The organism is Streptomyces sp. NPDC093260, assembly GCF_040683715.1.
Taxonomy (GTDB): domain Bacteria; phylum Actinomycetota; class Actinomycetes; order Streptomycetales; family Streptomycetaceae; genus Streptomyces; species Streptomyces sennicomposti.
On record NZ_JBFBEK010000019.1, the window covers coordinates 20,869 to 35,518 of the forward strand.

Genomic DNA, 14,650 nt, shown 5'->3' on the forward strand with positions numbered 1-14,650 from the left:
AAAGACGGTTCGCCCGTACGGCCACTTTTTCGGGACCGGGTGGATCACAAGGCGTGATCCGCACTGCATGGTCTATAGACCCGGCGCGAGCCGTGTCAACCACAGGTCTGCACCGATCCCGCGTTCGTTTGGTGAAGGCAATTCAGACATGTCCTGATGTAAGAGGCCACCTGATCCCGCATTTCACCGCGTCGAAGGAACGAAGTACTCCGATCCATGGAATGGCCGGTTCTCATTCGCCTTGGCCTATTCCGGTCCCGCACGTGTCACCGCATTGCGGCTCCGGCCTTGCGGACAAACCGTCCGAGGGACGCACGGAAAGCCGGGCCGCCGATGCGCCGGGTGTTCCCGGAGCGATGCGGCGAACCCGGCGGAGTCAATATTCCAGAAAACAGTCGGAAACGATGTCCAAAACAGCGGAGGGCGCCGTCCCCCGCGGCGGCGAGCCGTCCGCCCCGCACCGGAGCAAGGCGGACGGCCGTCGCCCTCACACCGGTGCGGGGGGGCGGACGGCCGTCGGGCTCACACCGTCAGGTCCGCTGCCGTGGGCGGGTCCGCTCCTTCGCGCGCGCAGGTGAGCGCTGCCGTCCGGGCGGCCGTCGCCAGTGCCTCGGCGAGCACCGCGGGCAGCCGGTCGGTGTCCGTCGCCGCGCGCAGTGCCGCGCGGGCCGTCCGGGCCTCGTCCCCCGGACCGCCTCCCAGCAGTCCGGCGTGCAGCATCCGGCTGGTGAGGCCGGCCATGAACGCGTCGCCCGCCCCGACGGTGTCCCGCACCCGGACCGCCACCGGCGCGATGTCCTCGCTGCCGTGCCGCCACCACGCGCGGGCGCCGTTCGCTCCCCGGGTGAGGACGACCAGGGCCGGGCCGCCGCGTGCCCAGCGGGCCGCCGTCCGGTCGGGGCTCACGCCCGGGTGGAGCCAGGCCAGGTCCTCCTCGCTCGCCTTCACCACGTCGCAGGCGGCGACGAGTTGCTCCACCCGTTCCCGCACCCGCTCCGCGGAGCCGAGCAGCGCGGGTCGCAGGTTGGGGTCGTAGGAGAGGGTGGCCGAGGGCCGCAGGGCGTGCACCGTGCGGGCGACCTGGTCGGCTCCCGGGGCCAGGGAGGTGGCGATGGAGCCGGTGTGGACGTGTGCCGGCGGGCCGTCGCGCAGCGCTTCCTCGACTGCCGGCGGCAGCGCCCAGGTGATGTCGAAGGTGTACTGCGCGGCGCCCTCGGCGTCGAGGACGGCGGTCGCCGTGGACGTGGGGGCGTCGGCCACCGAGCCCGGCGCCAGCTCGACCCCGCTGTCCTCCAGGTGCTCGCGCACCAGGACGCCGAAGTCGTCGTCGCCCACGCGGGTGGCGAGCCGGACCGGATGGCCGAGTCTGGCCAGCCCCAGCGCCACGTTGGCGGGGCTCCCGCCGGGGTGGCTGCGGCGCGGGCCGTCGGGCCCGGCGATGACGTCCACCAGCGCCTCCCCGACGACCAGCGCCGGGGGCCCGGCGAGCGCCGTGTCCCCGCCGCCGGACGCCGGCTCGGCGCGGACCCGGGTGCGCCCGGACTCGACGGCACCGGTCACGGCCGTACCTGGATCTTCCGGCCCTTCCCGGCCTGGAACTGCCGCAGGGCCTCGGCGTAGTCCGCCAGCGGCAGCCGGTCGCTGATGAAGACGTCCGGGTCGAGCACTCCGCCGGCGAACAGTTCGGCGGCGCGTTCGTAGCTGTGCAGGACCGCCATCGAGCCGGTGATGGTGATCTCCTCGTTGTAGATCCGGTACGGGTCGATGGTGGCCCGGGTCGCGTAGTCGGCGACGCCGAACTGCAGATACGTGCCTCCCTTGCCGACCCGGCCGAGGGCGTCCTGGATGGCCTGGGCGTTGCCGGTGGCGTCGATGACCACCTCCCAGCCGCGGGGGCGCTCCAGGGCGTCGGCGGAGGTCACCGCGTTGCTGCACCCGAGGGTGCGGGCGGTGGCGAGCCGGTCCTCGTTGAGGTCGACCATGTCGACCGTGGCAGCGCCGGTGCGCTTGGCGAGTTCCAGCATCATCAGGCCCATGGTGCCCGAGCCGTAGATCAGCACATGGCTCGCCAGCGTGCTCCGCAGGATGTCGTAGCCGCGCACCGCGCAGGACAGCGGCTCGATCAGGGCGGCGTCCTCGGTGCGCACGTGCTCGGGGAGCTTGACGCAGTTGGCGGCGGGGGCGACCGCGTACTCGGCCGCGCCGCCGGGGACGGTGACGCCGATGGCGTTCCAGCGCTCACACATGTTTCCGCGCCCGATACGGCAGTAGTGGCACTCGTGACAGTGCAGGGAAGGGTCGACGGCGACCCGGTCGCCGACGGCGAGGCCGCTGACCCCGGCGCCGAGTGCGACGATCTCGCCGGCGAACTCGTGGCCCGGGACGATGGGCAGGGTGGGCGCGAACTCGCCCTGGAGGATGTGGAGATCGGTGCCGCACAGGCCGCAGGCGGAGACCTCGACCACGACCTGACCGGGGCCGGGCGCGGGGTCGTCGACGGTCTCGACGCCGACCTGGCCGGGCGAACTGATGACGGCGGCTTTCACTTGACGGCTCCAAGGGACAGGCCCTGGACGAGTTTGTCCTGGGCGGCGAATCCGGCGATGAGCACCGGCAGGGAGACACACACGGCGGCGGCGCACACCTTGGCCAGGAAGAGGCCCTGGCTGGTGACGAAGCCGGTGAGGAACACGGGTGCGGTGCCGGCGACGACGCCGGTGAGCACCCGGGCGAAGAGCAGTTCGTTCCAGCTGAAGATGAAGCAGATCAGCGAGGTGGCGGCGACGCCGGGGGCGACGACCGGCGCGACGATCCGGGTCAGGACGGTGGGCAGTCCGGCGCCGTCGAGGGAGGCCGCCTCCAGGATCTCCACGGGGACCTCGGCGAGGAAGGAGCGCATCATCCACACCGCGATCGGCAGGTTCATCGAGGTGTAGAGGACGACCAGCAGCGCGACGTTGTCGAGCAGGCCGCTGTTCTTGGCGATCAGGTAGACCGGAAGGAGTCCGGCGACCGCGGGCAGCATCTTGGTGGACAGGAAGAAGAACATGGCGTCCGTCCACTTGCGCACGGGCTTGATGGACAGCGCGTAGGCGGCGGGGATGGACAGCACCAGCACCAGCAGCGTCGAAAGGACGCTGGCGGAGAGGGAGTTGATCAGCGGCGGCCAGGGCGAGACGCCGGTGCTCGCGCCGAAGAACTCGCGGTAGCCCTGGAGGGTGAGCGGCGCCGTGAGGCTCGGCGGGTTGGTCGCGGCGTCGGACTCGCCGTGCAGCGAGGTGAGGAACATCCAGGCGACCGGGAGGAAGAACACGACTCCGCAGAGCCAGGCCAGCAGGCCGAGCGCGCCGCGCCGGCGGCGGGCCGCGGCGCCGGCGGCGGCGCGGGCGCCGCCCGTGGCGCGGGGGGCGAGGGTCGCGGCCATCAGCGGGTCTCCTCTCGCAGCAGCGTCGAGACCGTCCTGAGCGCGAAGCTGCCGACGAGCAGGGAGCACAGCACGACGAGGACGCCCTCGGCGGAGGCCTGCCCGTAGTCGTGCGCCTGGTAGAAGGTCTCGTAGACGGTGTAGGGCAGGTTGGCGGTCCCCAGGCCGCCGCCGGTGAGCGTGAAGACGGCGTCGAAGTTCTGCACCACGTAGATGCTGCCGAGCAGCGCGGCCAGCTCCAGGTAGCGGCGCAGGTGCGGGAAGGTGAGGTAACGGAACACCTGCCAGGTGCTCGCGCCGTCCACGCGGGCCGCCTCGACCGCGTCCATGGGGCGGCTCTGGAGTCCGGCCAGCAGGATCAGCATCATGAACGGCGTCCACTGCCAGATCAGCGACGCCTCCACGGACATCAGCGGCAGCGAGGACAGCCAGTCGGGCTGCGGTGGGTCGTCGCTGCCGAACAGACTCCACAGCCAGGTCAGCGAGCCGTTGATCAGCCCGTAGGTGGCGTTGTACAGCGCGTGCTTCCACAGCAGCGCGGAGGCCACGGGCACGACGAGGAACGGCGTGATCAGCAGGGTGCGGACGACGCCGCGGCCGCGGAAGCGGCGGTCGAGCAGCAGGGCCAGGCCCAGGCCCAGCACCAGGCTGACCAGGACCACGGTCACCGTGAGCGTGACGGTCGTCAGCAGGGCGGAGCGCAGCTTCGGGTCGGTGACGGCCTCCTTGTAGTTCTCCAGGCCCGCGAAGGCACGGTCGTCGGGGGCGAGGGCGTTCCAGCGCATGAACGAGACCGCCAGGGTGCCGACGAAGGGCAGCTGGGTGACCACGATCATGAAGACCAGAGCCGGCAGGAGCGGGGCGCGCCGGGCCCATGCTCCGCGGGCCCGCTGAGGGGGTTTGGCCCGTTCCGCGGTGCGCGGCGTGCGGGCACGCCTGGTGAGGGTGTGTGTGAGGGTCATCGTGTGTCTCCGCTGTGCTCCCGTCCCCGGTCCCGCGAGGGCGGGGAGGGGAGGGGAACGTCGGGTGGATCGGGAGGGATCACTTGTCCGCGTACTTGGCGGCGACCTTCTCGGCGAGCGCCTGACTGGTCTTCAGCGCCTGCTCGACACCGGTCTTGCCGGCGATGGCGGCGCTGATCTGCTGGGACACCTCGGTGCCCAGGTCGGTGAACTCGGGGATGCCGACGAACTGGATGCCGGGGGCGGGCCGGGGCTGCACACCCGGGTTGCCGGGGTCGGCCGACTTCAGGGCGTCGGCGGTGGCCCCGGCGAAGGCGGACGCCGCGGCGACGTACTGCGGGTTGGTGTAGGTGGAGCCGCGCTTGCCCGCCGGGACACGGGACCAGCCGAGCTTCTGGCCGACCAGTTCCTCGTACTGCTTGCTGGAGGCCCACGAGATGAACTTCCAGGCGTCGTCCTTGTTCTTGCTCGCCTTCTGGAGGCCCCAGGCCCAGGTGTAGAGCCAGCCGGAGCTCTTGGTGCGGTCGACCGGCGCGGGCGCGTAGCCCATCTTCCCGGCCACCGGCGAGCCGCCGGCTTCGAGCGATCCGGCGGCGGAGGTCGCGTCGTACCACATGGCGACCTTGCCCTGCTCCATGTTGTTGAGGCACTCGGCGAACCCGGACTGCGGGGCGCCCTTCTCGCCGTGGGCGCGTACGAGGTCGACGTAGAACTTGGTCGCCTTGGTGAAGGCGGGGCTGTCGACCTGGGCCTTCCAGTCCTTGTCGAACCAGGTGCCGCCCATGGTGTTGACCACGGTGGTCAACGGGGCCATCACCTCGCCCCAGCCGGGCAGTCCGCGCAGGCAGATGCCCTTCATCCCCGGCTCGGCGCCGTCCGCCTGGGCGGCCAGGTCGGCCACCTGCCGCCAGGTGGGGTGGGCCGGCATGGTCAGCCCCTTCTTCTGGAACACGTCCTTGCGGTACATCAGGAAGGAGGACTCGCCGTAGAACGGCTCGGCGTACACCTGGCCGGACACCGTCAGGGACTCGCGCAGGGCGGGCAGGATGTCGCTCTGCTCGAAGGCGGTGTCCTTCTTCGCGTAGTCGCCGAGCGGGGCGAGCCAGCCGTTCTTGGCGTAGATCGGCGTCTCGTAGTTGCTGATCGTGGCCACGTCGTACTGGCCGGCCTGGCTGGAGAAGTCCTGGCTGATCTTGTCGCGGACGTCGTTCTCCGGGAGCACCGTGAAGTTGACCTTGATGCCGGTCTCCTTGGTGAAGTGGTCAGCGGTCAGCTTCTGGAGGTCCGACATCTGCGGGTTGTTCACCATCAGTACGTTGATGGAGTGCGCGCCGGAGCCGCCTCCCGCGCCACCGGCGCCCGCGCACGCCGTGAGCAGTGCGCCGCACACGGCCAGCGCGCACAGCGGCACTGCCTTCCGTGGACCGGTCGGTCGTGAAGTCATGATCGTCCCTTTCGTGAACTGGGGGGTACGGGCAGCGAAGTGCAAGGGGAACGTGGGATCGGTCAGACGCTCTGTGTCCCGGCGGTGCGGGCGTGGCGGTGCCGCCGGTACGGCTTCGGCGGAGCCGTCCCCCTCGACGGGGCGGCCCCAGTGGGGTCCGGACCCGGTGGCGGCTCAGGTCCGGTGGTCTTGGGGCGGGTCCCGGCGGGTCAGGTCCCGGCGGGTCAGGTCCATCGGTGGGGCAAGTCCGTCGGCGGGTCGGTCCGTCAACGGGTCGGCCCCTGGTGGGCGGGGTCAGACCCGGTGGACCCGGGGTCCCATCAGTGAGTAGCGGTGCGCCTCGGCGCTGGACAGTCCGGTGTCGGTGACGATGGCCTCGAAGTCGCCCACCTCCGCGAAGCGGCAGAAGCTGCTCGCTCCGAACTTGCTGTGATGCCCCATGAACACGCGCCGGCGCGACACGGCCAGCGCCTTGGCCTTGACGTCGGCCACCACCGGATCGGGAGTGGTCAGGCCCAGTTCGCGGGAGATCCCGTTCGAGCCGATGAAGGCCAGGTCGATCACGAACTGGCCGAGCATGGCGCAGGCCCAGGAACCCACCGTGGCCAGGGTCCGGGCCCGGACCCGGCCGCCGAGGAGCAGGACGGTGGTCTGCGGGGAGTCCACGATCGCGGCCGCGGTGGACAGGGACGCGGTGACCACGGTCAGGGGCCGGTCACCGGGCAGGAGCGCGGCGAGGAGCTGGGGGGTGTAGCCCTCGTCCACGAACACGGTCTCCGCGTCGCCGAGCAGCTTGACCGCCTCCGCGGCGATCCGGCGCTTGTCCTTGACGTGCAGGGTCTCGCGTTCGGTGAGGCCCGTCTCGAAACCCGCGCCCTCGACGGGGTAGGCGCCGCCGTAGGTACGGCGGAGCAGTCCCCTGCGTTCGAGGACACCGAGGTCGCGCCGGATGGTCTCCGGCGCGACGGCCAGGTCGGCGGCCATGCTGGTGACCTCGACGCGTCCCTGATGACGCGCGAGCGCGAGGATCCGGCTCTGACGCTCCGCGGCGTTCATCGCATGCACCTCGCCTTCTGTACGACCGGTCCGGGCACGGCGCGCCCGGTCTTGACGCACATTTATACCAACGGCTTTTCGGCACGACCGGGCCCAGAGCGGGCTCTAAGCTGCCCGGTGTCGCCCGAAGTGGCGATACGAAGCAGCAGGTCACCGCACATGCGGCGCACTTTGTCCCCTTACTGGTGCCCGCGTGGACCGCTCTCCCTGCCCGGTTCGGGCGGTCGGCGAAACCGGCCGTCCGACCGGATCAGCATGTGTGCGCCGCGGTGACCACCGGGGCGAGGGGGTCCGGTCTGCCTGATCGGTCCGCCGAGCGGCGGACGCATGGCCCGGGAGGCGAGGGCGCCGGTGGGGCCCGGGCACAGCCGCAGCTTCCCGGCGGACCCCTTGCGGGCGATCAGGTCGGCGCGCCCGTCGCCGTGTCCCCCGCTCCGACCGGGGCGTTCATGCTGCTCCAGTCGCCGCTGCTCGAGAGCGTGCGCGCCCGAGGCCGCCCGCGCCGGTGCCGCTCACCCCCGGTGGGCCTCGGCGTCGCCGTTGACGGTGCGCAGGGTCAGCCGGTGCCGTCGGTCCGCGGCGCCGGCGGCCGGAACGTCCACGACGGAGCGGCCGTTGACGGTGCTCGCGTCGGTCGCGTACGGCGGGGCGTCCACCGGGAGGGTCACGCGGACGGAGCCGTTGCGGCTCACCCCGTCGAGCGTGTCGGGCGAGGTCGTGCACAGCAGTTCGACGTCGCCGTTGACCGTCTCGGCGTCCACGCCACGGGCCTCGATGCCGGTCGCGCGGACGGAGCCGTTACGGGTCACGAGGTGCTGGTGGGCGTCCTTCGTGCCCGAGTCCTGCACGGTGACGTCGCCGTCGACGGTGCTCAGGCTCAGCGCGCCCTGTACATCGCTCACGTCGATCCCGGCGTTGCGGGCCCGCACGGTGAGCGTGACACCGGCGGGCACGTGGACGAGCGGCATCCCGCCGCAGTTGTCCCTGGCCCGGTCGTCGCCCTCGTCGCAGGGCAGGTCGAGGGTGCGGGTGTCTCCTGCGCCGTCCCAGCGGGCGAGCGTCGTGTCGTCCACCGTCACAGTGCCGTCCTCCGTCCCGACGACCCGTACGCCGCCCTGGGTGGTGATGACGAGGCGGCTGCCGTCCGCGAGCGCGGCCCTCTCGAACGTCCCTCCGCGTCCGCCGTGGACGGCCCCGGGCAGCGGCCGGTCGTCGCCCTGGCCGCAGGCCGTCAGCGCGAGCAGCGGAAGCAGCGCGCACCCGATCCGGGCCGCGCACCCGATCCGGGCCGGGCGGCCGCCGTGACGGGACTCCCGCCCCCGGTTCGGGCGGCTCGGTGTGCTCCACGATGACGTCATGGGGTGCGTATGCCCGGGAGGGCGGCGTTCACCTCCGGTGGCGTGGAAGGGCTGTCCCGCACCACGGGACCACAGGCCGGACCGGGGAGGAACGCCCTGGCGAGGAGGGCCGGGGCCTGTCCTCGGCGGGCGGCGTCCCGGCCGACGCCGCCCGCCGCCCACCCCGGCCCGGCCTCGCTCTAGGACCTCAGGACCTCAGGTGCCGGGCGGACTTCAGGACTTCAGGTGCCGGGCGAAGAACCCGGCCGCGGCGTCGCCCTCGAACTGCGGGACACCGGTGTGGCCGCCCATGTTGGCGTGCAGCGTCTTCTCCTCGGAGCCGAAGGCGTCGAACAGGTCCAGGGCCGCCTGCCGGTCGTTGCCTTCGTCGTCCCACTGCAACAGGACGTGCAGCGGAACGGTGACCCGGCGGGCCTCCTCGACCAGGGCGGCGGGCACGAGACTCCCGGCGAACAGAACGGCGGCCTTGATGCGCGGCTCGACCAGCGCGAGCCGGATGCCGATGGAGATCACTCCCCCCGAGTACCCGACCGGACCGCCGATCTCGGGCAGGGACAGGAGGGCGTCCAGGGCGGCCCGCCACTCCGGGACCGACTTCTCCACGAGCGGGAGGACGAGGGCGTCGACGATGTCGTCGTCGACCGGCCGGCCTGCCTGCATCGCCCGGCGCAGCTCGGCGCGGGCCTGCTCCAGGGCGGGCCAACGGGGGCGGTCACCGCTCCCGGGGAGCTCGATGGTGGCCGCGGCGAAGCCGTCCGCCGCGGCGTGCCGGGCGCGTTGTGCCAGCCGGGGGTACATCGTGCCCAGTCCGAGCGGGGGGTGGCCGAGAAGGATCAACGGCGCCGGTGCGGACGCGGATGCGGGCGGGGGCGTCCACAGGATGCCGGGGACCTCGCCGAGGAGGAAAGCGCGCTCGATGACGCCGTCGTCGAGGCGCTGTTCGGAAGTGACCTGCATGGTCGTGCCTTTCGGGAGTGCACGTGAACGGCGCTCCCGGACGACCTATCGCCCGACCGTGTCCCCGGAGGGGAGCACCCATGTCGATACTGCGTTCACGGGTACCACCTCCTCGATCTCTCGCACGGCCCACGGAAACGTAGCAGTGACCGCCGTGGCCCGGCAAACGGTTTCACCGCACGGGCTGCGCGGCCCGACACCGCGGACACCCCGCGGCCCGACACCGCGGACACCCCGGCGCGCGTCGGGGCGGCTTGACTTCGAGCGCACTCCAGCTCGTAGCGTCGTGAAGGTCCGGCGCGCGGGGGCCTTGTACCGGGGCGCCTGTCACGGGATGCCGAGAGGCGGAAACCGTCGCTAGATGGAAGAAGGCCCTCGCGCCGGACGGACGACGATCGGGAATGCGGGAAAGGACCCTCATGCAGGAGCGCAGTCTGCGGGACCTCCAGGTATCGGCCATCGGGCTCGGGTGCATGGGGATGTCCGCCTTCTACGGCACCACCGACCGGGACGAGGGCATCGCGACCATCCGGCGAGCCCTCGAACTCGGGATCACGTTCCTCGACACCGCCCAGATGTACGGCCCGCTCACCAACGAGTCGCTGGTCGGCGAGGCGATCCGGGGGCATCGTGACGAGTACGTGGTCGCCACCAAGTTCAACTACCGGATGGACGACGCCGTACCGGGCGACATGAGCACCATCGGCCGCCAGGACGGTTCGGCCGAGCACGTGCGCAGTTCCGTGCACGGCTCGCTGGAGCGGCTGGGCACCGACCACATCGACCTGTACTACCAGCACCGGGTCGACCCGAACGTGCCCATCGAGGAGACGGTCGGCGCGCTCGGCGAGCTGGTCGCCGAGGGCAAGGTGCGGCACATCGGGCTGAGCGAGGCGAGTGCGGAGACGATCCGGCGGGCGCACGCCGTGCACCCGGTCACCGCCGTGCAGAGCGAGTACTCGCTGTGGTCGCGGGACGTGGAGGCCGAGGTGCTGCCGGCCTGCCGCGAGCTGGGCATCGGGTTCGTGCCGTACTCGCCGCTGGGCCGCGGCTTCCTGGCGGGCCGCTTCACCTCCCCGGACGAGCTGGACGAGAACGACTTCCGCCGCAACAACCCGCGCTTCACGGACGCCAACCTGGAGGCGAACCTGCGGCTGGCGGCGAAGGTCAAGGAGATCGCAGCCGAGAAGGACGTCACCCCGGCCCAGCTCGCGATCGCCTGGGTGCTGGCGCAGGGCGAGGACCTGGTGCCGATCCCGGGCACCAAGCGCCGCACCTACCTGGAGCAGAACGCCGCCGCGGTCGACATCGAGCTGACCAAGGACGACCTGGCCCGTATCGACGCGGAGCTGCCGCAGGCGGCGGGCGAGCGGTACGACGAGGCGGGGATGCGGTCGGTCAACCGCTGAGTTCCGGACCCGCGCGGTCGGCCTCGGGCCGGGGCGCGACCGGCCCGGACGAGGCTCACGTCACCAGGCGCAGGGCCGTCGACGCGATGCCCAGCCGTACGCTCTGGCCCCAGGTCAGGTCCAGGGCGTCGGTCTCCACTCCGTCGCCGAAGACCACGATCCGGTCCGACTCCACGGTCAGCCGCAGCGCCTGTCCCCGCCCCAGCTCGCCGCCGACCCTCGACGTGCCGGTCGCGGGCGACGGCCAGGCCTCGCGCACGAACCACACGAGCCGCGGGTCGCACGGCCCGGGCAGGGGTGCGGTGCCGCCGCGCTCCAGCCACAGGGAGCGGAGCCAGCCGGTGGCGCCCGTGCCGGTGCCGACCAGCACGCCGGAGGACGCCTGGAGTTCGCCTGGATCCGTCTCGCCGTCGGGACCCAGGCGGTAGCGGGTCGTCTGGTGGCCGGCCGCGCCGAGGTAGATCTCGTTCAGGGCGAGGAGGCGCTGGGTGTCGTCGGCGACGGCCTCGACCATGGTCAGTTCCTCCACCCGGTCCCCGGCGGCGGTCACGGACCGCAGCAGGGCGGCCGTGTCGGCGCAGCGGTGCCGGACCAGGACGCCCGGGTTGCGCCCCGGATCGGTGTCGACGCCCACCACGGGCTGCCCGGAGAGGTACTTCGCGGTGTTGGCGACCAGGCCGTCCTGGCCGACCACGACCACGACGTCCTCCGGCGCGAACAGGAAGCGGTCCAGGTCCGCCCGTTCCACCTGGCAGCTGCGCCAGGTGAGCGGCACCGCCGCCGCCACGTCCCGCAGCGCCCGGCGGGTGCGCTCGTGACGGCGGACCACCTCGTCGATCGGGCGGCCCCGGCTGGAGAGGAAGAACGCGGCCTGTCCGTGCGTCCCGTGCCGGGCGAGCAGTTCCTCGTACTCGGTCCTGCGGTGCACCAGCACCGCCCGCGGGGCCAGGCTCACGCGCCGGCCCCGCCGTCCGGACGGCCGAGCCTGGCCAGGAGCCCGGTGAGGACGTCGGGGGTGAGCGTCACGCTGTCGATCCGCGGCAGGTTCTCCGCCAGCCGGGTCGCCGCCAGGGCGTGCAGGGTGGCCGGGTCGACCTCGCCGTGCACCCGCAGCCAGGCTGCCTGGGCCTCGGCGCGCGCCGTGCCGGTCTCGCGCGTCGCCTCGGCGTCCGCGCGGGCCAGGCGGACCTTGCGGGCGGCCTCGGCCTCGGCCCGTACGCCGTCGGCCGCCGCCTTCTCCTCGGCCTCGCGGCGTGTGTTGGTGCCGCGCTGCTCGACCAACTGCTCCTCGCGCCGGGCCAGTTCGATCTGGCTGGCCAACTCGTTCTCGGCGATGGCGCGTTCGCGCTCGACGGCGACGGCCCGCCGTTCGTAGGTGGCCCGGTCGGCCTCCTGCTGGATCTGCTCGCGGGCCGGGGTGCGCAGGGCGCGCTCCACCTCGGCCTCGGGACGGATCGCCACGACACGCACGGCCACCACGTCGATGCCCGTGGCGGGGAGCCGGGGTTCGGCCTCCAGGCCGTCGGCGACCCGTTCCCGGACGGAGGCGACGCCGTCCACGAGGGCGACGGCGAGGGGGGTGCGGGCCAGGACGTCCAGCGCGTGCTGCTGCGCGGTCTCGGTCAGGAGGGTGGCGATCTGCTCCAGGGGCGCTCCGCGCCAGTTCCCGCGGTCCGGGTCGACGGAGAAGTCGAGCCGGTCGGCCGCCTTGGCCGGGTCGCTGATCCGGTACGTGACGGTGGCCTGCACCGTGACGTCCTGGAAGTCCGCCGTACGGGCGTGGAAGGCCATGGCCAACTCCCGGTCGTCGACCGGCACTTCGGAGAGCGCCGCGGACAGCGACCGGTACCAGAAGCTGAGCCCCGGGCCGTTGTGGGCGAGCCGGCCGCGCTTGTGGTGACGGATGTGGGCGGTGGGCGCGGAGCGCAGATGGCGCCAGCCGAAGCGGCGGGTGATGTCGGCCATGGTGGTCCCCCTTCATTTCGTCAGTACGACGATAATGGCGACCCCGGATATCGTCAACGGGACGATAAAAGGAGGGTGACCGACCTCCCGACTCCCACGACCGCCGGGGGCGATGGACGGGGCGAAGGCCTGGCGGGGTCTGGTTGTCGCCGCGCGTCAGCCGCCCGTTGCACTGGTGCCCGGACCAAGGGCCGGAAGAAGACGGGGACTTGGGAACGCACGGGTCGGGGCGGCGCTGGAGAAGGCCGTCGGCGTGGGCCGGTGGGGCCGGCCGATGCCCGCCGGGACGGCCCAGGGCATCGCGGTCCACAGCGAGTACGGGGGCGCGACCGCGGTGCTCGTGGAGATCGACTGCCGGCCCGGGACCGTGAGCCGCGAGGTGCCCGACGCGGTCACCGGGCCGCGGGCGACCAAGGTGGTGATCACCGTGGACGTACCACCGCATCCGTGAGGCGATCAGGCCGGGCGCCGCCCGCATGTGACGCACCGCCGCACCCCGCCGGCCGGGGCCCCCGCACCCGGCGGTCGGGCGCCGCACGTGGACGCGAGTGAGGTCCTACGGGCGGCGGATGGCGGCGATGTCGAACTGGAGGCGGACCTTCTCGCTCACCATGGCCCCGCCCTGGGCGAGTCTGGCGTTGTAGGTGAGGCCCCAGTCGGAGCGGTTGATCGTGGTGGTGCCGTCGAAGCCGGCCCGTTCGTAGCCGAACGGGTCGGTGACATGGCCGATGTAGGTCAGCTCCAGGAGGACGGGACGGGTGACGTCCTTGATGGTGAGGTCGCCGCTCATGTGGTAGACGTCCTGGTCCGCCAGGCGCACGGCGGTGCTGGTGAACGTCATCCGGGGGTGGCGCGCGGCGTCGAGGAAGTCACGGCCGACCAGGTGCGCGTCGCGCTGCTCGACGCCGGTGTCGACGCTGGCGGTGTGCAGGGTGATCTCCGCGCGGGAGCGGGACGGGTCGCGGCCGTCGAAGTACAGGCGGCTCTCGTACTCCAGGAAGGCGCCGCGCACGGTCGTCACCATGGCGTGCCGCACGGAGAAGCCGATCCTGCTGTGGGCGGGATCGATCATCCACTCTCCGGTCAGCCCCGCCAGGGACGCGTCGGGAGGCAGGGCGGTGGCGGCGGTCCCCGGCGCGGCGGCGCGTGTCACGCCCTGGGACGCCTCCCGGGTGGCGGGGGCCGTCGCGTGTCGGATTGCGGAGCTGCGGCCGAAAAGGTTCATGGAGCACGTAGGTATGCCAGGGCGAACGCCGCCGCAAGGCCTGGTCGCGGAATCCACCGCTTCCCCGGCAGACCTTCACAGACGTGCGCTCCGTACCTCCGCGGGCCGGCGCCGGCCTCCGCAGGCCCGTCCGTCAGTCCTCCGCGGGCCTGCCCCTCGGACCCCCATGGGCGGCGCGGGCGCCCGGACGGCCCACGGAGACGGCCCGTGGACGGGCGGTCGCGGCCTCGCCGGGTGAAGCTGGGAACGTGAGCAACGCTGGCAAGCATCCGGTGAGCGCCGACCAGATCTCCGCGGCGCTGGCAGCCCTGGCGGCCGAACCCGCGGCGGAGCCGGGCGGAGGTCCCGGCGACGGGCCGCGGGAGGAGGAGCGGCTGCGGCTGCTCGGCGCTCTGCTCGCCAGGACGGAGCTGCTGATCACGGCGGCGACCCGGCTGAGCGAGGAGGGGGAGGTCGAGGACGTCCTGGAGACGGTGCAGGGCTGGGTCGAGGCGGTGGGGCCGGACCCCGGCGTCGCGGTCAATGTCCTGACGAACAGGCTGCAGCGGACCGCGCTTCAGGTGTCCGAACCCCGGGTGGAGGAGCTGCCCCCGGGCCGGGAGGCCGCCTTCGCCGCCGTGATGACCGCGGTGTACGCGCTCGGCGCCCAGTTGCACGCCGACCGCGACGACGCGGAGGGCACCCGGCACGCCCTGAGCGGGGCCGAGGAAGCCCTCATCGACATCCTTCAGGGCATGCACGACCTGCGCGTCGCCATCGGCGACACGGCCGGGCAGGAGGACGGGCCGGGCGACTGATCGGGCGGCGCGGCCGTCCGGTTCCGGGCGCCCGGATGTCCCCGCGGCGGCGG

At 72.7% G+C, this 14,650-nt stretch carries 13 protein-coding genes and 1 pseudogene; 3 read left to right on the forward strand and 11 right to left on the reverse strand.

Annotation, left to right across the window (positions count from 1 at the left end):
• Positions 1–522 precede the first annotated feature (522 nt).
• From AB0N63_RS23435 to AB0N63_RS23470, 8 genes are all read right to left on the reverse strand, one after another.
• The gene (locus tag AB0N63_RS23435) at positions 523–1,560 is read right to left on the reverse strand and encodes a carbohydrate kinase (protein ID WP_365531100.1); all 1,038 of its coding nucleotides are present in this window, start codon (positions 1,558–1,560) and stop codon (positions 523–525) included.
• The gene (locus tag AB0N63_RS23440) at positions 1,557–2,546 is read right to left on the reverse strand and encodes a zinc-dependent alcohol dehydrogenase family protein (protein ID WP_365531102.1); all 990 of its coding nucleotides are present in this window, start codon (positions 2,544–2,546) and stop codon (positions 1,557–1,559) included. The genes AB0N63_RS23435 and AB0N63_RS23440 overlap by 4 nt, the downstream gene beginning before the upstream one ends.
• On the reverse strand, positions 2,543–3,424 hold the full coding sequence (locus AB0N63_RS23445) for a carbohydrate ABC transporter permease (RefSeq protein WP_365531104.1): 882 nt from the start codon (positions 3,422–3,424) through the stop codon (positions 2,543–2,545). The genes AB0N63_RS23440 and AB0N63_RS23445 overlap by 4 nt, the downstream gene beginning before the upstream one ends.
• Complete coding sequence (locus AB0N63_RS23450; protein WP_365531106.1) at positions 3,424–4,386, reverse strand: sugar ABC transporter permease; 963 nt, start codon at positions 4,384–4,386, stop codon at positions 3,424–3,426. The genes AB0N63_RS23445 and AB0N63_RS23450 overlap by 1 nt, the downstream gene beginning before the upstream one ends.
• Positions 4,387–4,465: 79 nt before the next feature.
• On the reverse strand, positions 4,466–5,830 hold the full coding sequence (locus tag AB0N63_RS23455; RefSeq protein ID WP_365531108.1) for a sugar ABC transporter substrate-binding protein: 1,365 nt from the start codon (positions 5,828–5,830) through the stop codon (positions 4,466–4,468).
• Between the two features lie 294 nt (positions 5,831–6,124).
• A complete protein-coding gene (locus tag AB0N63_RS23460; RefSeq protein ID WP_365531110.1) occupies positions 6,125–6,886 on the reverse strand; it encodes a DeoR/GlpR family DNA-binding transcription regulator in 762 nt (253 codons plus the stop codon).
• Positions 6,887–7,398: 512 nt separating this feature from the next.
• Positions 7,399–8,244: a DUF4097 family beta strand repeat-containing protein gene (locus AB0N63_RS23465; protein WP_365531112.1), complete on the reverse strand. Its 846-nt coding sequence runs from the start codon at positions 8,242–8,244 to the stop codon at positions 7,399–7,401.
• Positions 8,245–8,457: 213 nt separating this feature from the next.
• Positions 8,458–9,201 (reverse strand): alpha/beta hydrolase, encoded by a 744-nt coding sequence (locus AB0N63_RS23470; RefSeq protein WP_365531114.1) that lies wholly within the window; start codon positions 9,199–9,201, stop codon positions 8,458–8,460.
• A gap of 419 nt (positions 9,202–9,620) precedes the next feature.
• Here AB0N63_RS23470 and AB0N63_RS23475 point away from each other — a divergent pair, with 419 nt between their 5' ends.
• Positions 9,621–10,610: an aldo/keto reductase gene (locus tag AB0N63_RS23475; protein ID WP_365531116.1), complete on the forward strand. Its 990-nt coding sequence runs from the start codon at positions 9,621–9,623 to the stop codon at positions 10,608–10,610.
• 55 nt (positions 10,611–10,665) lie between these two features.
• Here AB0N63_RS23475 and AB0N63_RS23480 read toward each other — a convergent pair whose 3' ends face one another.
• Both AB0N63_RS23480 and AB0N63_RS23485 read right to left on the reverse strand, forming a co-directional pair.
• A complete protein-coding gene (locus tag AB0N63_RS23480) occupies positions 10,666–11,565 on the reverse strand; it encodes a hypothetical protein (RefSeq protein ID WP_365531118.1) in 900 nt (299 codons plus the stop codon).
• Complete coding sequence (locus AB0N63_RS23485; RefSeq protein ID WP_365531120.1) at positions 11,562–12,575, reverse strand: SPFH domain-containing protein; 1,014 nt, start codon at positions 12,573–12,575, stop codon at positions 11,562–11,564. Before AB0N63_RS23485 ends, AB0N63_RS23480 begins: the two co-directional genes overlap by 4 nt.
• 229 nt (positions 12,576–12,804) lie before the next feature.
• Between AB0N63_RS23485 and AB0N63_RS23490 the strand changes: the two are divergent.
• Positions 12,805–13,008, forward strand: a pseudogene (locus tag AB0N63_RS23490) (hypothetical protein); the annotation flags it as partial.
• Positions 13,009–13,131: 123 nt separating this feature from the next.
• On the opposite strand, the gene AB0N63_RS23495 reads toward AB0N63_RS23490, so the two are convergent.
• Entirely contained in the window at positions 13,132–13,800 is a 669-nt protein-coding gene (locus AB0N63_RS23495; protein WP_365531122.1) for a YceI family protein, read from the reverse strand.
• Positions 13,801–14,048: 248 nt separating this feature from the next.
• Here AB0N63_RS23495 and AB0N63_RS23500 point away from each other — a divergent pair, with 248 nt between their 5' ends.
• Entirely contained in the window at positions 14,049–14,597 is a 549-nt protein-coding gene (locus tag AB0N63_RS23500) for a hypothetical protein (protein ID WP_365531124.1), read from the forward strand.
• Positions 14,598–14,650: the final 53 nt, after the last annotated feature.

Coding starts and splice junctions, on each gene's coding strand:
- AB0N63_RS23445 (WP_365531104.1), bottom strand. CDS start 3,424: ATGGCCGCGACCCTCGCCCCCCGCGCCACGGGCGGCGCCCGCGCCGCC.
- AB0N63_RS23450 (WP_365531106.1), bottom strand. CDS start 4,386: ATGACCCTCACACACACCCTCACCAGGCGTGCCCGCACGCCGCGCACC.
- AB0N63_RS23455 (WP_365531108.1), bottom strand. CDS start 5,830: ATGACTTCACGACCGACCGGTCCACGGAAGGCAGTGCCGCTGTGCGCG.
- AB0N63_RS23460 (WP_365531110.1), bottom strand. CDS start 6,886: ATGAACGCCGCGGAGCGTCAGAGCCGGATCCTCGCGCTCGCGCGTCAT.
- AB0N63_RS23465 (WP_365531112.1), bottom strand. CDS start 8,244: ATGACGTCATCGTGGAGCACACCGAGCCGCCCGAACCGGGGGCGGGAG.
- AB0N63_RS23470 (WP_365531114.1), bottom strand. CDS start 9,201: ATGCAGGTCACTTCCGAACAGCGCCTCGACGACGGCGTCATCGAGCGC.
- AB0N63_RS23475 (WP_365531116.1), top strand. CDS start 9,621: ATGCAGGAGCGCAGTCTGCGGGACCTCCAGGTATCGGCCATCGGGCTC.
- AB0N63_RS23485 (WP_365531120.1), bottom strand. CDS start 12,575: ATGGCCGACATCACCCGCCGCTTCGGCTGGCGCCATCTGCGCTCCGCG.
- AB0N63_RS23495 (WP_365531122.1), bottom strand. CDS start 13,800: ATGAACCTTTTCGGCCGCAGCTCCGCAATCCGACACGCGACGGCCCCC.